This is a genomic window from Verrucosispora sp. NA02020 (assembly GCF_013364215.1).
In the GTDB taxonomy this organism is placed as follows: Bacteria; Actinomycetota; Actinomycetes; order Mycobacteriales; family Micromonosporaceae; genus Micromonospora.
The window spans coordinates 23,015-43,010 of record NZ_CP054924.1; the positions used below are offsets into that span (position 1 = coordinate 23,015).

The 19,996-nt window shown below is 67.3% G+C and carries 17 protein-coding genes; 10 read left to right on the forward strand and 7 right to left on the reverse strand.

Features of this window, described 5'->3' with window-relative positions:
- Positions 1-4 precede the first annotated feature (4 nt).
- The 8 genes from HUT12_RS32290 to HUT12_RS32325 all read left to right on the forward strand — a co-directional run bounded on the left by HUT12_RS32290 (position 5) and on the right by HUT12_RS32325 (position 11,008).
- Complete coding sequence (locus HUT12_RS32290; RefSeq protein WP_176096090.1) at positions 5-1,495, forward strand: ATP/GTP-binding protein; 1,491 nt, start codon at positions 5-7, stop codon at positions 1,493-1,495.
- Positions 1,492-3,270 carry a type IV secretory system conjugative DNA transfer family protein gene (locus HUT12_RS32295; protein WP_176096091.1) on the forward strand — a complete coding sequence of 593 codons (1,779 nt, stop codon included), beginning with the start codon at positions 1,492-1,494 and terminating at the stop codon, positions 3,268-3,270. Before HUT12_RS32290 ends, HUT12_RS32295 begins: the two co-directional genes overlap by 4 nt.
- Positions 3,267-3,749: a DUF4913 domain-containing protein gene (locus tag HUT12_RS32300; protein WP_176096092.1), complete on the forward strand. Its 483-nt coding sequence runs from the start codon at positions 3,267-3,269 to the stop codon at positions 3,747-3,749. The genes HUT12_RS32295 and HUT12_RS32300 overlap by 4 nt, the downstream gene beginning before the upstream one ends.
- Positions 3,750-4,194: 445 nt before the next feature.
- Complete coding sequence (locus HUT12_RS32305) at positions 4,195-5,091, forward strand: CehA/McbA family metallohydrolase (protein ID WP_176096093.1); 897 nt, start codon at positions 4,195-4,197, stop codon at positions 5,089-5,091.
- 131 nt (positions 5,092-5,222) lie between these two features.
- Complete coding sequence (locus tag HUT12_RS32310) at positions 5,223-5,753, forward strand: hypothetical protein (protein WP_254877120.1); 531 nt, start codon at positions 5,223-5,225, stop codon at positions 5,751-5,753.
- Between the two features lie 76 nt (positions 5,754-5,829).
- Positions 5,830-9,240: an NUDIX domain-containing protein gene (locus HUT12_RS32315; protein WP_254877118.1), complete on the forward strand. Its 3,411-nt coding sequence runs from the start codon at positions 5,830-5,832 to the stop codon at positions 9,238-9,240.
- Positions 9,241-9,523: 283 nt separating this feature from the next.
- On the forward strand, positions 9,524-10,762 hold the full coding sequence (locus HUT12_RS32320; protein ID WP_176096094.1) for a sigma-70 family RNA polymerase sigma factor: 1,239 nt from the start codon (positions 9,524-9,526) through the stop codon (positions 10,760-10,762).
- A 45-nt stretch (positions 10,763-10,807) separates the two neighbouring features.
- Positions 10,808-11,008 (forward strand): hypothetical protein, encoded by a 201-nt coding sequence (locus HUT12_RS32325; protein ID WP_176096095.1) that lies wholly within the window; start codon positions 10,808-10,810, stop codon positions 11,006-11,008.
- Positions 11,009-11,572: 564 nt separating this feature from the next.
- Here HUT12_RS32325 and HUT12_RS32330 read toward each other — a convergent pair.
- The 6 genes from HUT12_RS32330 to HUT12_RS32355 all read right to left on the reverse strand — a co-directional run bounded on the left by HUT12_RS32330 (position 11,573) and on the right by HUT12_RS32355 (position 14,972).
- Complete coding sequence (locus tag HUT12_RS32330; protein ID WP_176096096.1) at positions 11,573-11,773, reverse strand: hypothetical protein; 201 nt, start codon at positions 11,771-11,773, stop codon at positions 11,573-11,575.
- Between the two features lie 344 nt (positions 11,774-12,117).
- Positions 12,118-12,636 (reverse strand): hypothetical protein, encoded by a 519-nt coding sequence (locus tag HUT12_RS33105; protein WP_254877119.1) that lies wholly within the window; start codon positions 12,634-12,636, stop codon positions 12,118-12,120.
- Positions 12,637-12,643: 7 nt separating this feature from the next.
- On the reverse strand, positions 12,644-12,940 hold the full coding sequence (locus tag HUT12_RS32340; RefSeq protein WP_176096097.1) for a hypothetical protein: 297 nt from the start codon (positions 12,938-12,940) through the stop codon (positions 12,644-12,646).
- Positions 12,941-13,138: 198 nt separating this feature from the next.
- Entirely contained in the window at positions 13,139-13,525 is a 387-nt protein-coding gene (locus HUT12_RS32345) for a hypothetical protein (protein ID WP_176096098.1), read from the reverse strand.
- A gap of 102 nt (positions 13,526-13,627) precedes the next feature.
- Entirely contained in the window at positions 13,628-14,629 is a 1,002-nt protein-coding gene (locus tag HUT12_RS32350) for a tyrosine-type recombinase/integrase (RefSeq protein ID WP_176096099.1), read from the reverse strand.
- Between the two features lie 10 nt (positions 14,630-14,639).
- The gene (locus HUT12_RS32355) at positions 14,640-14,972 is read right to left on the reverse strand and encodes a hypothetical protein (RefSeq protein WP_176096100.1); all 333 of its coding nucleotides are present in this window, start codon (positions 14,970-14,972) and stop codon (positions 14,640-14,642) included.
- Between the two features lie 327 nt (positions 14,973-15,299).
- Between HUT12_RS32355 and HUT12_RS32360 the strand changes: the two genes are divergently transcribed.
- Positions 15,300-15,533, forward strand: coding sequence for a hypothetical protein (locus HUT12_RS32360; RefSeq protein WP_176096101.1), 234 nt, complete (start codon positions 15,300-15,302; stop codon positions 15,531-15,533).
- An 800-nt stretch (positions 15,534-16,333) separates the two neighbouring features.
- Complete coding sequence (gene murJ / locus HUT12_RS32365) at positions 16,334-18,109, forward strand: murein biosynthesis integral membrane protein MurJ (protein WP_176096102.1); 1,776 nt, start codon at positions 16,334-16,336, stop codon at positions 18,107-18,109.
- A gap of 1,354 nt (positions 18,110-19,463) precedes the next feature.
- Here murJ and HUT12_RS32370 read toward each other — a convergent pair.
- Positions 19,464-19,697 (reverse strand): hypothetical protein, encoded by a 234-nt coding sequence (locus tag HUT12_RS32370; protein ID WP_254877102.1) that lies wholly within the window; start codon positions 19,695-19,697, stop codon positions 19,464-19,466.
- Positions 19,698-19,996: the final 299 nt, after the last annotated feature.

Sequence of the window (19,996 nt, forward strand, 5' to 3'; positions counted from 1 at the left end):
CGGCATGACCATCAGCACCCGGGACAACAGCACGCCCCCGCCACAGCGTCGACCAGCCGCACGGCGACCGGGCCGGCTCGGCTACGCCGGGCCCGGCGGCGGCCGATGGTCATGGATCGAACCGCCCACGGAGTACCGGGGCACCACCGTTCAGGTGTGCGGCCTATTCCCGTTCGGCACCGGCGCGTCGACCCCGATGATCGGCGTCCCGCTCGGCCGCCACCTCTACACCGGCAGCGCGGTGTGCTTCGATCCAATCTCCTGGTACACCCGCGCCCGGCTGATCAACAACCCGTCGGTGTGGATCGAGGGCGAGCCCGGCATGGGCAAGTCCACGGCGGTCCGCCGGATGGTCCTCGGCCTCACCGCCCAGGGCGTGACCCCGCTGATCCTCGGCGACCTCAAACCCGACTACGCCGAGCTGGTCCGCGCGTTGGGAGGGCAGGTGCTGCGGGTCGGACCGGGCCTGGACCGGATCAACCCCCTCGACGCCGGTCCGTGGCGGCAGGTCCTCGGCCGCGTCGACGAACGCACCGGCGCCGTCGTCCGCGCGGCGGTCACCGACCGGCGCCTGAACATGCTGGTCGCCCTGGCGACCCTGGTCCGCCGGGGCCCGGTCAGCTCCGACGAGACCACCGTGCTGGCCGCCGCACTGCGCTACCTCGCCGAACGCGAGACCGACGACGCCCAGCCGGTGCTCTCCGACGTCCTGGCCGTCATCCGCGACGCCCCGGCCGAAGTCCGCGCGGTCACCCTCTGGCAGGAAGAGGGAGATCTCCCCCGGTTCCGGGAGGACACCGCCGCACTGCACCGCACCCTGCTGGCGCTGCTACACGGCCCGCTCGGCGACACCTTCGAGGGGCAGACCACCACCGCCATCCGCCTCGACACCCCGGCCGTGTGCGTGGACATCTCCGGCATCGACGACACCGACGAGCTGCGCACCGCCGCGACCCTGCTGTCGACCTGGTCGTACGGCTTCGCCCAGGTCGAGGCCGCGCACCTGATGGCCGACCTCGGCCTCGCGCCGCCGAGGACGTTCTTCACCGTGCTCGACGAGCTGTGGCGGGCGCTGCGGGTCGGGCACGGCCTAGTCGACCGCGCCGACGGACTCACCCGCCTCAACCGGCAGAAGGGCACCGGCACGGCCTTCATCACCCACTCCCTGGCCGACCTGGAGGCGCTGCCCACCGCCCACGACCGGGCCAAAGCGAGAGGCTTCGCCGAACGCTCCGCCGTGCTGATGATCGGCCCGTGCTCCGAACAGGAGCTCGACGCCGTCGCCCGGGTACGGCCGCTGTCGCAGGCCGAACGGCGGGAGGTGCTGTCCTGGTCGGCGCCACCGTCGTGGACGGCCAGCGAGGGCGGCGAAACCGTCGGCCGAGGGCGCTTCCTGATCAAGGTCGGTTCCCGGCCGGGTATCCCGGTGCACCTGGAACCCACCGAGGTGGAGAAGCAGCTCGGCAACACCGACTTCCGCTGGACGATGACGTGAACCGGCCTGCCGGGCCGCGTGGGGGCCACGACGACGCCGGTCTGATCGTAGGCGGACTCGCCGTCCTGGTCCTGGTCCTCGCCGGCACGGTGTGGCTGCCGGTCGTGCTCACCCGGCCTCCCGGCTACACCGGCGGGCACCCGATCCAGGTGGCCCTCGACGTCCTGCGCGGGGACATCACCTGGACCACCGCGTGCACGCTCGTCGCGGTCGCCCAGCTCGCCGTCCTGCTGCTGCTGATCGGGACGGTGGTCGCGGTCCGACGGTGGATCGGCCGGCGGCGGACCCGAGTCGACTCGGCCGCCCGCCGGATGGCCAGCCGCGACGACCTGGCGCACCTCGGCCCCAAGGGTGTCGCCGACAGCGGCCGACGACTGCGGCCCAGCCTCGCCGACGTCGACCGGCCCGACCCCGACCAGCTCGGCGTGCTCATCGGCACCACCGTCGCCGGGGGAATGCCGCTGCGCCAGTCCTGGGAGGACATGGCCGTCGACATCTGGGGCCCGCGTACCGGCAAGACCACCAGCCGGGCCATCCCCGCCATCGTCGCCGCACCCGGCCCGACCCTGGTCACCAGCGTCAAGGGCGACATCGTCGACGCCACCCGCGAGCTCCGCGCCGCACGCGGCGACGTGTGGGCGTTCGACCCGCAGCACATCCTCGGCGCCGAGCAGGGCATGTGGTGGAACCCGCTGCGCGCCGTAGCCACCATCACCGACGCCCGCCGCCTCGCCGAACACTTCGCCGCCGCCGAACGAGAACCGGGCGTCAGTCGGGACGCCTTCTTCGACCCCAGCTCCGAGGAACTGGTGGCGAACCTGCTCCTCGCGGCCGCCGTGTCCGGTCGGGACATCCTCGCCGCATACCGATGGGCCGTCAGCCCCCGCGACGACGAACCGGCCCTCCTGCTGCGTGACCGGGGCTTCGACCTGCCCGCCGACGCGGTCGCCGGGGTCGTCAACATGCCCGACAAGACCCGGGGCGGCATCTACGCCGGTGCCCAGAAGATGCTCATGTGCCTCACCGAACCCGCCGTCACCCGCTGGGTCACCCCACCCCCCAGAGCCGGGGTGCTCGAGTTCGACCCGGCCGCGTTCGTCGTCAGCACCGACGTGCTGTACCTGCTCTCTCAGGGCGGGCCTGGTTCCCCCGCTCCACTGGTCGCCGCGCTCACCGATGCCGTCCTGCGCGCTGGTGAGCTGCAGGCCCGTGCCTCGGCCGGGCGACGCCTCGACCCGCCGCTGCTGAGCGTCCTCGACGAAGCGGCGAACATCTGCCGGCTACGGCAGCTCCCCGCGCTGTACTCGTTCTACGGCTCCCACGGCCTGCCCATCATCACGATCCTCCAGTCCTACCCCCAAGGCGTCGACGTGTGGGGCCGTGAGGGGATGCGCAAGCTGTGGTCCGCCGCGAACGTCCGCACCTACGGCGGTGGCGTCGCCGACCCCGACTGGCTGGAAGAACTCTCCAAGCTCATCGGTGAGCACGACGTCACCACCCGGTCGACCAGCAACAGCGGATCCGGCTGGGGCAACCGGTCGGTCTCCCACTCCACCCGCCGCCAGCGCATCCTCGACGTGTCCGACCTGCACGCCCTGCCCCGGGGCCGGATGGTCGTCTACGCCTCCGGCGCCCCACCCGCGCTCGCCCGCACCGCCCCCTGGCACGACGGGCCGTACGCCGCCGCGATCCGGGCCTCGATCGCCCGCTGGGACCCCACCGGCCGCACCGACTGGACCCTCACCCCCGACACCCCGCCGGAGCCAGCACCATGACCACCCAGCCCACCGGGCCGGTCGACCCGGTCGCCGACCTCAGCGCCCTACTCGGCGAACTAGCCGGCGACCACCCGAGCACGCCGCCAGCCGCCGCCGCGCCGGCCGACGACGAGCCGGTCTACCGCAACGTCGCAGCGTTCGTTGGCGACTACCTCGCTCACGTCGTCGAGCGTCGCCTCGCCAGCGGACCAACGTCCGGCATCAACTGGTGCCCGCGCTGGTGGGCCCACCCAGAGGCGATCTCCCGCCTCTACGCGCTGTGGCGGGCCTGGGAGACGCTGCGGGTCAGCGACCCGCAGACCGGCATGAGCATCTGGTGGCGTGACCACCTGGACCCCCACCTCGCCGCGCTCGCCGCCGAGTACGGGTCGTTCAGCCGATGCGGCCCGGACAAGCACACAGAACCCCGACCGCTGCCCGTCGAGCCTGCGCCACCAGAGGTCCTCGCGCAGTTCCCTGATCTGGACGACATCTAGCTGGACCACGTTAAGTCATGGGATCGCCGACCTAAATATCTTGACCAGCTATCTTGATAGACTATCTTGAAACGGTGACTGATGCCCCGGGGCCTCCCCTCTCGCCGCGGCTGCTTCCCACCGGCAGTTGCTGGTGCGGTTGCGGCAGAGAAACCACTGTGGGCTCCTACTTCGTCCGCGGTCATGACAAGACGGCAGAAGCGGCCTTGATGGCGCTGGAGTACGGCAGCTCCGTGCCGCAGTTCCTTCACCGTCACGGCTTCGGCCCACACAGGTCCGTGACCGACACAGCTGTCGATGCCGCCGACTGCCCGTGGATCCGCTGTACCCGCTGCGATTACGCGGGGGCCCCGGAGAGCGTCCGCCGGCACGAGACCAAGCACGACCAGCCATGACCCCACCCCCGTTGGATGAAACGAGGACACGTGACTGACGGGTGCCGCCCGTGATCAACCTGCCATTCCGCTGGCCCGGCCGCTTCTGGAGAGGAAATCTCCACACCCACTCGAACCTTTCCGACGGGGCGTTGCCGCCCGAGGAGGTCGTCCGCCGCTACCAAGAGGCCGGCTACGACTTTCTGGCCATCACCGATCACTTCCGAGCCAAGTACGGCTTTCCGCTCGCAGACACCCGTGAGCTGCGCTCCCCCGGTTTCACCACACTGTTGGGCGCGGAGCTGCACCCTCCGCGTACGGAGTTCTCCTCGGAGTGGCACATCCTCGCCGTCGGGCTGCCACTGGACTTCCCATCGCCTGAACCTACTGAGAATGCAGCCCAGCTGGCACGCCGGGCACGAGCAGCCGGCGCGTTCGTCGGCCTGGCCCATCCGGCAGCCTCACTACTCACCGCCGCCGACGCGGAGAGCCTGGATGCCGCGCACGCCGTCGAGGTCTACAACGCCCTCGCGGCTCGCGAGGACCGTGGTGACAGCTGGCATCTGACCGACGTCCTCCTCAATCGGGGGCACCGGCTCACCGCGTATGCGGCCGACGATGCACACTTCCAGCCCCAGGACCCGCCGGGCTGCGCGGCCTGGGTTCAGGTACGAGCGGAGTCCCTCGCCCCCGAGCCTCTGCTCGCTGCGCTCAAGGCCGGCCACTACTACTCGAGCACCGGCCCCGAGCTGTACGACGTCCAGGTCAACGCTGGATTCGTCACCGTCACCTGCTCGCCCGTCAGCAAGGTATTGGTCACAGGAGGCAACCCTGGGGCCCAGGTGATTCACGGCGAGGCTCTCCAGGAGTGTTCTCTGCCCCTGGCGATGTTCAAGCGTGGTTGGTGTCGAATCACGGTCGAGAACTCCGACGGACAGCGCGCCTGGACCAATCCGATCTATCTTTGAGCAGGCATCGACCGAAGGTCCGACGCGCTCACGACCACTGATTTTGGCATTCAGGTTACTGCCGGTCACGTCTGAGAAGGGGAATCATCGTCATGCTCTGGCCCGCTCTTCGGGTGCTCTCACAAGGAGAGTTGACAACGAGCCAGCAACTGCAACTACGCCACATGCTTCAGCTCGACGACACTCCTCGCACCGAAGGGCCCGCAGCAGCGACAAGCATCGCCCACCGCGTTCTCGCCGACAGCCCCGACAACCGCCTCGTTCTCGACCTCGCTCGTACCGGTGAATCCGGCTGGGTGCTCGCCCTGTTCTTCGAGGGGACCCCACCCACCGCCGACACCGTCGCCGATCACCGCACCCTGCTCCGCAGTGCTGTCGAGCAGTTCGGTCTCACCCTCGTCGAGGTCACTCCCGCCGCCACCGCCGACGAGGTCCACACCCCGCCTCACGAGCCGACCAGCGCCGGTAAGCCGACCATCGGCACCGTCTGGGACCTTCCGTACGACGACCTGGACCACCTGTGGCCACACGTCGGCCTACGGAAGACGGCCCCCGCAGACGTAAAGGCAGCCAAGCTACGCGAAGTGATGCGCAGCCCGGCATGGTCGGCCGCACCCCCGATTCTCCGCCGTCAAGCGGAAGCCTTCCTCGACGAACTCTGATCGGCCACGCCGCCCCGTCACGTGACAGGCGGCAGCGAAATGACCGGACGCGAACACCACAACCAGGAGAACCCGGGTGAACGAACGGCCCACCGATGACCTGAGCAGGGCGAACACGTCGGTGCCGGCCCTGCCCGCCATCGCCGGGGACGGTTGGGTGAACTGCGCCCAGGGCCACGCGCACTGGGGCAGGTTCGGCGCGGCAGGACTGCTGCCCGTCCACCGATCCGTCGACGGAGAAGCCTACGTACTCATGCACCATCGAGGTACCCACACGGATCAAGGCGGGACCTGGGCGCTACTCGGTGGTGCACGTGACAGCCACGAGTCGGCGGTAGAAGCCGCACTTCGCGAGGCCGCCGAGGAGAGTGACCTGGTTGCCGCCAGCGCCCGCTTCGAGCTGGTCGTCCGCGATGACCACGGGGGCTGGTCGTACGACACGGTGATCGTCTCCTTCGACCAGCGAGCAGCGGTACGGCCGGTCGAGGACGAGTCCGTTGCGGTGGACTGGGTGCCACTTTCCGAGGTCCAGGACCTCCGACTCCATCCCGGCTTCGCCGCTAGCTGGCCGAAAATCCAGTCGGCACTCGATGACATGTGGGGCACAGAGTCGTTCAGGGCCGCAGCGACACCTGCCACCGTGCAGGCAGTCACCGCACCGTCGTTGCCGGCGCACCCGGCCACCGACGCCCAGGTGGTGGCTCGGACAGCACTCGACCATGGTGATGGCATCGCCCACAGAGCGCTGGTCACCTTCAGCGATGACACCCTCGCAGTCCTCGATCAGTACGTGCAGGTGCAGGACGCACACCTTAAGGTCCTCGATGCCTATGTTGGTCGAGCGGTCGGCGCTCGTGTCCCTCTCACCTACCCACTCGGCTCCCGGGACGTCTACACCGACTACATGCCGGGCGAGCCGGCCTCCGCCCACTACCTCAGCCTCAGAAAGCTGGCGGACGACGGAGTACCGGCAACCCGCGACGGCGTCTGCCTCGGTCTGTATTTCGCGCTCACCGCCACTCACGGCGTCGATGTCGATCAGGTCCTCCTCGGTGCACAGCAGAGTCTGATCACCGTCACTGACTCAGTCAGCTCGCACGGCGCCCTCCCAGACGCAGCCAACCCCTTCGTCCAGACGTTCTACCGTCAGGTCGAGCCCCACGTGTTCGCCTGGGTGGACAACCCGATTTCCGCTGTCGACGTCGAGATCGTGCGGCGACAGCTGGACGGCCTGCGCCCCGTCTTCGAGCAGTTCGGTCGCTCGGACCTGCATGACACAGTCATGGAACGGTTCGGCCAAGTCGCGGCGCATGCAGTCGGGACAGTTCCGCTGCTTCCACTTCTGCCTGGAGACCGGATCGCGCTCCCCGCCTCGGTACCCCGGCGGCATGCCGCCCTGGCCCCGCCACCGGGTTCGCCGGAGCGAACCGACCAGCAGCAGATCAGCGAGGCGCTGCTGACCGACGACGGCCGGATCACCGAAACCGGTCAGGCCAAGACCATCGCCATCGAAGCCATCGCCGAGCGGATGCGGTCCTCGACGCCCGAACTCGTTCTGGCGGCGTTCGGTTTGGCCGTCGGCACCGACATGGCGCATCGACTAGGTGACGGGCGGTACGTCCTCGCGCCGCACAACGAGCAGTACCCCTCAATGGGGGCAGATGTCCTCCACGTCGACGAGCTCGATGAGGCCAACCCGCGACACGCTCCCGACAGGGTGGTGCGCATGGATGATCCCCATGCCGAGATACTCGTGCGCTGGATCGGGGTCAGCGAACTCATGAGCTCCTGGTCGTACGGATCCAACAACAACGTGCGGGTACTGGCCCTGCAGGAAGCCGCCAAGGAAGAGTTCGGCCTCACCGAGGTGCTGGAGTGGCGCATGGATTCGAAGACGCGCAACGCCGTGGCCTTGGAACTCGACTACAACCGTGACGCGCTACGAGACTTCCTGCGCACCCAGTACGAGATGACCCAAGAGACCCTGGCCAGCCGCAACATCACCGAGGTACTCGTCTACCGGGCGCTGACCTGGCAGGAGGGGGCAGCACGGCCGAGCTGGTCCGGCTTGAGCGTCGGCGACACCTTCGAGGCACGTCAGCGGCCGTTGGCGAGCTGGGCCGCCGACCGGCAGATCGTCGCTGACTGGCTGGAGAAGCGCGGCGGCCACGCCGTGATCCTGGTTGACCGCAAGCCCGCTCGAGACGTGCTTTCCATCCCTGCCACAGGGATGGGCTACTTCGCGCAGAAGGAGTTGGTCACACTACCGGGCGACGGCCTGGTCACCCTGGATGGCGTCATCACCGGCAAAGCCCCAGCCGTCGAAGCCGAACAGACCGCAGCCAGCAGCATCAGTCTCGGCGCCCCGTCCCTGGAAGATGCCGCACCCGCCACCACGAACGGCACCGACGAACGGCAGGTACCGGCCAAGCGATGGGACCCCCTGCCCATCACAGCCCGGCTCGATCCCGCCGACCCGGTGGACAGCCGGATCATCCGCGTCCTCGACGGCGAAGACGAGGCGCCCGACTGGTGGCCACGAGACGACTCGGGTTACGCCATCACCAAACGGGACCTGGACTTCCTCGGCATCAACCCGGTTCAGGTCAAGTGGATGCTTACCGGTGAGGCACCCATGGGCATGACCCCGGACCTCTACCGACGGTTCGGCGCGGAGATGCTGGAGGCGCTCCGAAACGACGGCATCGACCCGGCGCAGGTCGACATCCGCATCAAAGGAACCGGAGCAGGGTTCTTCTCCGGGCAACACAAGACGATGCTAAGGGAAGAGGACCTCCCCGCCGAGCCAACGACCAGGCAGCGCCTCCGAGACTGGTTCGGCGCAGGTCAGGACCGTCCCCTGCGCCGCCCGTACGACGCCATGTGGCGCCTCGGCATAGAACGAGAGCCGAGCGACATCGACCTCGACATCAACAGCACCGCGATGGTGCGAGCCGCCCGCACGTTCTGGCGATCCCACCACTCCGACCGCTATCTGGGCGACTTCATGAACGGCCACGGCTACCTGGACAAACAGACTGCCATGGGTGCCCTTCCCGCCTTGGCCGAGTGGTCCCGGAAATGGGAGGAGACGCTGGGCAGACCGCTGTCCCTGGGGATCTTCGAATCCAGCGGACCGTTCGACGCGACCGTGCTCGGCCGTTCCCTCTCCTCTCATTTCCGGGACACAGACTGGGTCATCCACAGCCCTGACGCCCCGATGGCGTGGCGCAATCCCCGGCCCAGGAGTACGGAGCTGGCTGGTTCACGCGGTGAACCCATCCCATCGACCACGCCTGCAGAGCCGCAGATCGCGATCTCGCAACCTTCGGGGACTTCCTCAGCGGCTGCAGCGGCTGCTAAGGCCTTCCCAAGGAGCACCCGCCGGTCATTGCCCACCCAACCGTCCACGCGTCAGAGTGATCAGTCCGGGCCAGCCAGGCCCCGGAGCCGCGAAGACGGGAAGAGCGAGGAGACCACGCGGTAACTGGTGCCATGAGGGCAGCCGGAGAGGACGACTACGTGCGGTCCTATCCACCCTGGTGCCGGAAAGCTGGTCGCCAACAGAACGATCCGGCTCACCGCCGCTGACTCAGTCTCATTTCGGCCCGCATCGATAAGCCACGGCCCCCTGCTCCTGCAGCCCTCCGATCGGGCTGAAAAGCGCCGACGTCGTCCGCGCGCTGGCCCAGGTTGCCCGGCGGGAGCGTCCCGCCGTGAAAATCCGGGGCGTCGTGGAACAGAACCACGGCTGGTTGTCGTGAGGGGGCATGACAACCAGCATCGTGATGACGGGTGAAACCATGACCGACGACTTCCATCAGCCCGATGATCCACTCAACCCGCTGCTCAACCCGACCGACGAGCGTGCGGAGCCAGGCATGTACCCGCGGATGAGGAACCTGTCCGCTGCCTTCGCGTACCGGGGAGTGGTTCGAGCTCTCGACCCAGCACCTCCGGAGTACGTGACCGTACCGCTGTCTGTCGGCATGGCCGGAGATCCACGCCCCGCCGTCGCGGTGGCGCAGTGGAACCTGCTGTGGGAGTCCGCGCAGTTCCGCCGGCGCTATTTCGGCGAGGAGGACCTCCCAGCGCCCCTGTACAAGGTGGCCGACAGCGGCGACCTGAACGTCGTCTTCGTCCCGCGTACCCGCTCGCGATACTACGAGTACGCTCCGCTGTTCCATCTGCTTCCGCGAGCCGCCCTCGCCAGGCACGGTCTCCCGCTGTTGGGCTCCGGAATCTGGCCCTTCTCGGTCCAGCTAGGCGACATCGACGCGTACCTCCCGGCCAACTTCCAAGCCCGGCTGTCCCGGGCCTGGGCCGGCACCGTGTGGCGTCATCTAATGCCGCAGTATCAGTCCCCGATCAGCGGATTCACCGCGAACGATCCAATCCGGATCCTTGCGCACAACCTTGACTTCTGGATCCCACCGGTCACTGCGGTGACCCAGAACGTCCTCCGCGACTTTCCTGAGGTAGCCAACGGAATCACGCCCGAACCCGTGCGACTGCAGGACGGGTCTCTGCTGGAAGGGGCCGTCGCGGCAAACCCTCGGACAGGGGGAGACATTTGGCAGGGGGAGGAAGAGGCTGCGGAGGTGGTACGCCAGACGGTCGAGGCCGCCGACGCTGACGGACGGCTGCGCGGCATCCTCGATGCCGTGCGCTCACATCGCTGCGAGGACGACTTCTCCTCCCGATGGACAGGTGCCCGCGAGGACTTCGAGCGCAAGCTCTACAACAAGCGCTCGAAGATCAAGGTCCGCTTCGTTGAACTGACCGACACCATCCCAGTGCACGGGCCGGAGACCGAGGTCGTGGGTCAGATGCTCTGCGGCGACTTTCTGGCGCTGCTCAACGAACGCGATCGCACGGTGGTCGTGCTGCTCAACAGCGGCATCACCAAGCTAACCGAGGTCGCGTCCCTGATGGGGTACCGCAACCACAGCGCTGTCTCGAAGCGCCTGGACAAGATCCGGCAGCAGGCCGCCCGCTTCTTTAACTGACTCCAAGGCCGTCCAAGAAGCTCGACCCTCGAAAGGCTCCCTCTGTTGACCAGCGTGACCGTCCGCAGCCTCTGGCTCGCGATCGCCGCTCTAACCGCCGGCCTCGTCGGCGCCGCCGCTGGCATCCTCGCTTGGGCTGGCGGCCTCAACCCACCTACCGCCGTGCTGACCGGCGGTGGCAGCTTCGCCGGCACCATGTTGCTCATACTCACTGCCATCCAGTTCACTACCGGCGAGCCGCGATGAGGCAGGTAACCTGCGAGCTGGTCCCCGGAAAACTAGCTCGAAGACTTGCTCCACCGCGCCGACGCCGCGCTGGTGTGCGGCGGCGGCCAGGGACAGGTGTCCAGCTCAGGTGGTAGCGGCTTGTGGCGAGCGGACGCTACTCGGACCCGACACAGCGCTGTGGTAACGACGCGACGAACTCGCGATGCCCACGCGGACCTGGTGGGCGACGACGTCGCAGTGCGGGCAGGTCGGCACCGGCCTGGCCGTCGGCGGTCGGATCCGACCGTGGTCGGTACAGGTCCAGTCACCGGCGCGTAACGTGGGTGTCAGTCGGCCCCAGCCCACGCTCACGCCGGGGACGCTACCGCCACCCGAGACTTCAAGAAGAAGTTCTCCCTGTTCTTCTCCACGATGTCGGGGGTGTACCGCATCCTCTACGTGAGGAGCATCCTCAGAACTTCCTCAGCGGAACGGATTGAGTCAACACACCGGCCGGTCCTTGTATCAGCTCTGATACGTCTTAGGGTGGGATGACGTAGAAATAGGTGAGGGCGGGAAGCTGACGCTCCCCGCCCCCGGGAATCACCGGTGACGTCGGCCTAGGAACCAGTTCACCGATGTATGCCCCAGCACCGCGAGGGCCTTCGCCGCCACGGCGAGGCCCTCGCGCTGGTTGTAGGCCGCCATCAGGGCGGCCAGCTCCAGCGCAGGCCTCACGATCTGCCACACCCGCTCGGTTCGCGAGGTGACCCGCGGAGGGTCCTGCTCCGGCTGTTGTCGCACCGTGTTCCTCCTCTCCGGCTCCGGGGTTCGGAGCCCCGCGGTCGCTCCGAGAAGCGGCGCCGGATGGTAGGAGGTCCACGGTTGGTGACAACCGCAGTGCCGAGAGATGACGGTATCCCACAGACCCGACACATCAGCGGCGCTGTCCAGGTTCGACACGCCGGTGACGGCGCACATCTGTGCGAGGTGTCGCCAGTGAAGGCTGATGTCCCCTCGCCGCTGGCGAGGCGGCTAGCCGGGGTGAGATCGGGTGATGACGTCAGAGCAGGTGTTGGGACGAGCGAAAAGCCCTGCGCCGCCTCGTCGACATCTTGGTTCAGGCGCCGTTCTGAGTCCTGGACCGTTCAGCCACCGGCCGTGATGTGCTCGCATACCCGGCGGGGCCGGTAGCCGCCCGGGACGTCAGCGCCGATGATGTTCCAGAACGGCGGCGAGCCATCGATGTGCCCGCCGAGGGTGTGCCAGGCGTAGCCGGGGTTTTCCCTGCGCAGCGCCGCGAGACCGGCGGCGGCGAGGCCACGGCGGCGGTAGGCCGGCAGAGTGTGCGGCTGCTCGACCCAGCCGGTCCGGCACCGATGACATATCTGGTAGTCGACCGCGAACACAAACTCGTCCCGTACGGAGGCGTCATCGGGGTCGTGGCCGCGTAGGTTCGCCGCGCGCATCCGCCAGCCGATCCGCTCGTTCGAGACGGTGTCCTGCCACGGCGTGGCCAGCCGGGGCACGATCGGCCAGCCGGACCGGCGCGGCCACCGACCTCCGGTCAACCGCAGAAGCAGGTCGCGCCACGGCTCACGCCCGAGCATCGCCGTACTGGCCACCAGGTCCCGGATCTCGGCATCACGCGAGCCGGTGTCGGTCATGGGCGGCTCAGTCCTCGCCGGCGTCGGTCTGCGCATCCCTGGCCTGTTCGACCAGCGCGTTGGTCAGGTCGCGCAGCCCGGCCACGACTTTCCAGTCCGGCCGGACCGCCGGGTTTAGGCCGCGGGCCTTGGCGTCCTCCCAGATCCGGTCGACGTAGTCGTACAGGGCCTGCCGGGCCTGGACCTGTGCCGCCCGGCCACCGGCGTCGAGCGCGGCCAGACCTGCCGCGTCGCGTTCGGCAAAGGCGTCGATCAGCTCGATCGCCATGCCCTGATGGTCCAGTTCATCGTTCACATCGACCATGCCGGTAACCCTATGGCATCGGATCGTCACGCGGATGTGCCGCGATCGTAAGAGCCGCAACGGCCGGTAGCCGTCGGTGTCGAGCGACGCGAGTTCGGGGCCGTCCGTAGTTTCCAGCCCTCGACCGGCCGGACGCGGTGCCTGCGGCTACCATCTTCGGTGCCGACCAGCGTTAGAGCGCCTTGATTCGGACTCCCTCTACCCCTGCGCGAGCGTGAGGGTTGCCCACACCTGACTGGCGCCGATCGGGTCGATCGCGCGCAGGTTCACCGGCACGTCGAGCACGACCAGGTGCGCACGCTCGTTTACGCCTCGGCCGGGCGAGATCAGGCCGCGTACCGCGTGCTCGCCCTGGTCGTCGTCGCCACCGGGCTCCGGCGCTCCCAGCAGCCGCGCGGCGACCTCGGCCGGGAAGGGGCCGCCCTGCCACTCGATCTCCCAGGTCCGGCCGCCGTCGCCTTGCCACCAGTCGAGATGGGTGGCGCCGTTGAGCGCGCCGGTCTCGCGCAGGGCCGACATAACCCGTCCCAGCACCTCGTAGTAGCGCGCCGGGTTGTCCCGCAGGTGGTGCACCTGATCCGTCATGGCCTGCTCAACGAGTCGGGCCGTGGTCAGGTCTGCCCTGACCCCGGTTGATCCTGCCGGCGACCGCCAGGTGGAGGCAAGGCGGCCTTGCCCCCACCCCGATCAACCGTTGAGGTAGCGGGCGAGGGTGTAGGCCGGAGCGCGATCGAGTCGGGCGCCGCCGTGGTCGTAGCGGCGGGTCGTGCGGGCGTCGGCGTGCCCGAGTTGGTCCTGGACGTCTTCGAGGTTCGCCCCGGCGTCGCGGCTGAGGGTGGCGCAGGTGTGCCGCAGGACGTGGGCGCTCATGGTGACCGGGATGCCGGCGGCGCGGGCGAGGCGGCGTAGGAGTCGCCAGACCGCGCCCCGGTCCAGCCGGCCGCCGCTGGCGGTCGCCACCAGCGGCCGACGCGTTCCGGCGCCGGCTTGCCCGGCCGGCACAGGCGTCCGGTCGCCGGTGAGGTCGGTGCGGCCGGCGAGGTAGGCGTCCAGGCGGCGGAGAACAGGGGCGGGCAGCGCGACCAGGTGCGGCCGGTCGCCCTTCGCAGTGAAGCGCAGGACCCGGTGTCCACCGTTGTGGCCGAGTTGCTCGACGTCGGCGCCGACCAGCTCACCGACGCGCAGCCCGGTGTAGAGCAGGATCGCCACGATCACGGCGGTGCGTGCCGCCTGGGGACTGCTGTCGGTGTCGGCGGCGGCCAGCAGCGCGTCGGCCTGGTCGCGGGACAGTCCGGCCGTCGATGACGTACGTGGTGCCCGCGGTTTGCGTTTTGCATCGATACCGATGGGGTTGGCCCGGTCGGTGTGGTCCTCGGCGATCAGCCACGCGTAGAAGGAGGACACCGCCGCCAGCCGCCGCGCCCGGGTCGCTGGCGCCGCACCGGCGGCTTCCTGCGCGCGCAGCCACGCGTGCGTGTGCACCCGGCGGGCCTCGGTCAGCGGGTCGACCCCGGACGCGGCCAGGAAGGCCAGCCAGTGCCCAAGGTCGCGCCGGTACGCCGACCTGGTGTTGACCGACTGGTAGCCGATAAGCCACTCCCGCATCAGCCACTCCAGCTCCCCGCCGGCCGCCCTGGTGGCGGTCGGCGGGGAGGCGGCGGGCAGCAGTTCGCCGGACAGCACGCTCACCGGTCCGGCCTCAGCTTCCCCTGTTCGGCACGCAGACACGCGGGATGCCAACGGACGAACCGATCCGCTCCATCGACCACGATCGGCACCGTGCTGCCTCTTTGAGCGGTACGTACTGGCCGCACCCCTCCTTGCCTCGGCCGCACTGGTTGAACGGGTCCGCCTTGTCCGCAGCGTCGACCTTGACCGGCGGCATCTCGATGTCCAGGTAGAGGCTGACGCCGTCGCCGGAGCGACGCGGTCGGGGCCGGCTCTCCTGGGTCACGGTGAGCACCTGGCCGATGGCCCGTGCCGCCGCGTGCAGCTCGTCGACGTCGTCGGCGACGATCCGAACCCTGATCATCGCGGGTCCTCGCGCTCGTCAACGGCGAGCTGGGCGGTTTCCCGGTCGGCGCTCATCATGCTCCCTTGGTCCTATCCGTGACGAAGGCCGCCACCCGCTCATACTTCCTACTGGTCGTGTGGCCGTCCCAGGCGGCCTCGTGGGCGGGCAGGTGCCAGGAGATCTGCCCGCCAGGCAGCTCGATGTAGACGACGACCGGGTGGGGGTCGCTCGGGTCGTGGCCGGCCCGGCGGGAATACCGGCCTCGTGGGCCAGGGCGAGAGCGGTCCAGATCAGCCGGTTGCGTCGGTCGTAGCGGGCGGTGGTCTGCGGGGTGTCCGGGCCGGTGTGACCGGGACGGGACGGGTCGACGATGGCGATGTCGACCAGGACGCGGGCGAGGCGGACCTCGGCCGGGTCGACGGCGCGCAGCGCGGCAAGGATGTGGTCGAGCTGCGCGGGCAGGCCGCGCAGGTGCCACGTCAGCAGGTTGGTGCGCGGGTCCTGGTGGGCGACGCCGTGCGGCAGCACCGGGCCCGGTCAGGTCCACTCGGCGAGCAGCGACTCGACAGCCCGCGATGAGAGCGGCGAACTCAGGGTCGACCGGCGCGAGCCGGCGGGCCCGGGGCACCCGGCCGGCGTCGGTCGGCTTCCTGGTGGGCATGTGAGGTGCCTTCCTGTCGGAGGGATGATCAGGTAGCGGGACAGGACCATTACGGGTGGTCCCGGCCCGCCGGCACGAGGTCGAACTCGGCGGTCCGGATCCCGGCGTTTCCCGTGCCTTCATAAGAACACTTATGGAGGCATCAACAGATGATCTTGCCGGGCGGCTGTTCTACGGAGTCGCCACCCGGTGAGGGCTAGGGTGTGTTGGGCCTCGCTGGTGGCCTCAGCGGGTAGCGATACGAATCCGTACCCCGCGCAGATTCGTACACAAGCTACCGCTGGTGGCCCCGGTCTCCTCCAGCGAGCTCCGGCAGCCGAGCTGCGCGGGGTAAGGGGGCCAATGCCTGGACATCCATGGGGCCGTCCCGGGCGGGGCGCTCGGTCAGCCACGCGAACTTGCGTCGGCGGCTACGAGACTGTGGGTGGCCGGTCGCAGGGTGCGCCCGTGGCGCTGATCTAATTCGTTCCAGGGCCCCGAGAAAGTCACCTGGCACGGCAACCCGGCAGGGGACCTATCGAGGGATGGGCGAGGCGACGTATGCGTCGTTGGCGTTCCGCCCTCGGGATTGGCCGACTCAGTGGGCCGACAGCCCTTTCGCCGAACAGAAGCGGAGGTCCCCGCGCATGCTCCCCGATATGGACAGTGGCTAATTCCACGACATCGGCCGCCTATTCGATACCTTGAGACCAGAAGAAATTCATTTGGAGGCGAAGAGATGGGTGATGGGCTCTACCGCAGCGCGAATGCCGCGCGGGATGCCAGCCCGGACGGGCACGACGGCGGCCAAGCGCCTCCGATGGATAACGCCACTCTTATATCCGTCGATCAACTTTACCAGCCCTCGGTGGAGTCCGTAGCCCCCCCAGCGCCAGAAAAGGTTGCCGAGCGGAGCGCCGCAAGAAACAGTACGGTCATGGCGATCGGCAGTCTAGTTAGCCGAGGGACAGGCTTCCTGCGCACGCTGGTGTTGACAGCCGCGCTTGGTGGCGCACTGGTCGGCGACGCATACACCACCGCCCAGATTCTGCCTGGGATGGTCTACGAGTTCCTGCTCGGCGGGATTCTCACCAGCGTGCTTGTTCCTGTTCTGATGCGGCGCCGAAAGACCGACAGCGACGGCGGCCAGGAATATGCTCAGCGACTGCTCACCCTCGCGGTGCTCACCTTGGCTATTGCCGTAATTATCGCCATAGTAGCCGCGCAGTTTCTCACCACGCTGTACGTTAGCGACGAGAGAGGGCCAGAGTACCAAGAACTGGTTACTCGGTTATCGTATTTACTGCTTCCCATGATCTTCTTTACCGGCCTGAGCGCGCTTGTCAGCGCAGTACTTAACACTCGGGGGCACTTTGCCGCACCGATGTGGGCTCCAATCCTGAATAATATCGTAGTGATTGCGACCGCCGGCATCTACATCGCCATGTTCGGCGCGAAGATCATTCAACCAGCGGAGATGACTGCCGGACGGGTACTGCTAATCGGCGGTGGCACACTATTGGGAGTCGTGATTCAGGCGGTTGGGCTACTGCCCGCCCTGCGCGGGGTTGGCTTCCGATGGCGTCCCAGATTCACCTTCCGCGCGCTCGGTCTGCGCGAACTGGGCCGACTGGGAGCCTGGATGTTTTGCTACGTTGCGGTAAGCCAGATAGGCCTTATCGCACTCATAAACATGCTAAACCGGACCGGACCTGGAAACGCCGGAGCGTTGATCTACAACAATGTGTTCTTGTTGGTCATGATGGCACACGGCATCATCGCCGTTTCGATCGTTACTGCCCTGATGCCGCGAATGAGCGCCGCCGCTAGCGATGGCCGATACATCGAAATTGCTGCCGATCTCTCTCGGGGGGCTCGGACTATCTCTGCAGTACTCGCTCCAATTGCCGTATGTTACGCAGTCCTCGCCAAACCGCTTTCCGTGATACTCTTTCACTACGGCGCATTCAACGAAAGAAACGTTTCCGACACTTCACTCGTGCTGCTATTTGCTGGGCTCGCTCTGGTACCGTTCTCAATCAGTCAGCTCTTCACCTTTGCGTTCTATGCCCTGCCTGATACCCGCACCCCCGCCCTGATCAATATTCCAGTTGTGGTGCTGCGAGTTGTCGTACAGATCGCGCTTTTCGTCGCGTTTTCCGCCCACCTCGCCGCTGCCGGGATGATGATCGGCAATGCGGTCTCCTACCTGGCCGCAGCGATTGCCTCTGCCTGGCTACTTCGGCCTCGTCTCGGCCGGATCGGGCTGCGTGACATCGTCTGGACCCTCAGCCGCGTCGCTGCCGCTGCTGTAGGCGCCACGCTGGTCGGTGCGTTGGTTGTCGGCCTGTTGCCCGCCGGCGAGGTGCCGAGCAGGTTCGAGGCATTGGTCCAGCTTGTGGTCGGCGGTGTGGCGATCGGAGGAACCTACTTGGGCTTGGCCACGATGCTACGGATCGGCGAGGTTACGAATGTACTAAGCCTAGTCTGGCGTCGCCGACCAGTTAAAGGTTAAAAGCCCTCGCCCTGCTCCCAGACAAAGGGGGCGGGGCGTGTGGGCCGTTGGTTTGCTGGGATGCGCCGAAGTGTTCGACGTAAGCTACCCCCCAAGTCCCAGCCCACCCCTAATCGCCAGTAGATGATTGTTGAGTGCACCGAGAGATGCACTCAACAATCAAGTTACAAAAGCGGACGCCGTCGCAGTTGAGTAAATGCCCGTCAAGGAAATCTCCTAGAGGGAGAACTTCGATGGGGGCCTCTAGAATTACTTGAACGGGAAGCTGTGATGCCTCCCCTACGTCTGACTCAAACTACCCTGCGCATTGCAATCAGCATTAAGGGACAAGCGATAGCGCCCATACAAGCCGCTTACATTTTCAAAGTCCTCAAAGGTCGTAGTGCCCGACCTGATGGTGACGTTAGTATCTACGTCCCAGAACCGATAGTAGATTGGTTTAGTAATGCAGGGCGTGATGGTGGACCGGACACTATAGTAAATTTTATGACTTGACGGGGCAGAGAGTATAGCCGTCTGACAACTTCTCTCGAGGGGGTAACTGATGGTGCATGTAACGGTGGCCATCGTCGACACATCCTGGGAGGGCGGCGAGCTCGCACTCGCAGGAGTTGCGCTAACTGTCAGCGCAGTCAAGAAAACTGTTGCGGCGATTAAGGCACGACGAAGTAACGGCATTGCCATTCCCTTCTGCAGAAGCAATCGGCGACGGCCCGCCTCCTACACTTTAAACTAATGCAAAGATCGGCTCAGTTGAAGACGCCTGGCATAGATTGGCCGGCCACGGCCAGATTCTCGCAGGCGTCAAACAGCCATTGCATCCATCGATTGACGGTGATATGCTTCCATCTTCGCGGCAATTCGCTTGGCGCTCCGGGGGATTCGATTGCGTTCAACTACGAAAACGAGATACGAGCCGAGTGAAGCATCAATCAGGATACTGCGATTCTTAATCCAAGGGCGAAGCTACCGAGATATAGCATTGACGGAGCATATGAGTGAAAGAACTGTCCGCAGGGTTGTTAGCGACATGAAGCAGGCGACGGGGTCTAGTTCACTCGTAGCGCTAGGTTTCGTAGCCGCCACAAGGGGATGGCTGAGTTAGCCTCGGCCCTTCGGGCTACCCAAGGAGTTGGAGCGGAACGAAACGGTGCTGAGGTGCTCGGCGTATGCGGCCGGCTCGTCGGCCCGCAGGTCGTAGTGCAGCACCCCAGCAGGCCGTCCGTAGTTTCCAGACCAAAAACATCGCTAAGCGGTTGATCTAGGCCCGCACCTGGGGCGGCTGCGTCAAGGGAGTGAGTTGCAGGGGAGGCATTTGGCCGTCTCCTGCGATCTCGGTAAGTGGGACGCGAGGTCAGCGCCGGTGCCGACGGGGGTGCTCGTCGTTCTCGGCGGTGATGCGGGCCGAGGTCTCCTCGCCGAGCCGGACGTGGATGCCGAGGGTGGCGAGGTGCCGGTGGCGGGATTTGGCCTGTAGTTCGGCGGCGCTGCGGCCCTTGGCGACGAGGTGCGTCAACCCGGAGTGCCGCAGTTGGTGGAGGGTGTGCCCGGCGCCGTGCGGGTCGTGGAGCTTGGATGCCTGCTTCAACCGGTACTCGGCGCGCAGGTAGGACAGCCGGCCCCGGCCGGTGTCCGGGCAGATGTCGCCCAGGGCTGGCGCGCGGCGGCCGGCGGCCGAGGCGCGGCGGTCGCCTCATCAGGTACGAACCCGAGCCACGGCAGGGGTCGCCACCGGCGTGATCGATGGCCGCCGTGGTGGCGTGCCGACGGGGGTCGACGGGCCGGGCGCGGGCTCTCCGGGCGCCTGCCGCCCCGCCGTTGTCACGAGTCCCAGGTGCTGGCGCGGCTAGGGTGAGCGGCGACCGCCCGTTCGGCGGCCCGGACGGC

Coding starts and splice junctions, on each gene's coding strand:
- HUT12_RS33105 (WP_254877119.1), bottom strand. CDS start 12,636: ATGACCGACACCGGCTCGCGTGATGCCGAGATCCGGGACCTGGTGGCC.
- HUT12_RS32355 (WP_176096100.1), bottom strand. CDS start 14,972: ATGATCAGGGTTCGGATCGTCGCCGACGACGTCGACGAGCTGCACGCG.
- murJ (WP_176096102.1), top strand. CDS start 16,334: ATGGGTGATGGGCTCTACCGCAGCGCGAATGCCGCGCGGGATGCCAGC.
- HUT12_RS32320 (WP_176096094.1), top strand. CDS start 9,524: ATGACAACCAGCATCGTGATGACGGGTGAAACCATGACCGACGACTTC.
- HUT12_RS32345 (WP_176096098.1), bottom strand. CDS start 13,525: ATGACGGATCAGGTGCACCACCTGCGGGACAACCCGGCGCGCTACTAC.
- HUT12_RS32340 (WP_176096097.1), bottom strand. CDS start 12,940: ATGGTCGATGTGAACGATGAACTGGACCATCAGGGCATGGCGATCGAG.
- HUT12_RS32290 (WP_176096090.1), top strand. CDS start 5: ATGACCATCAGCACCCGGGACAACAGCACGCCCCCGCCACAGCGTCGA.
- HUT12_RS32300 (WP_176096092.1), top strand. CDS start 3,267: ATGACCACCCAGCCCACCGGGCCGGTCGACCCGGTCGCCGACCTCAGC.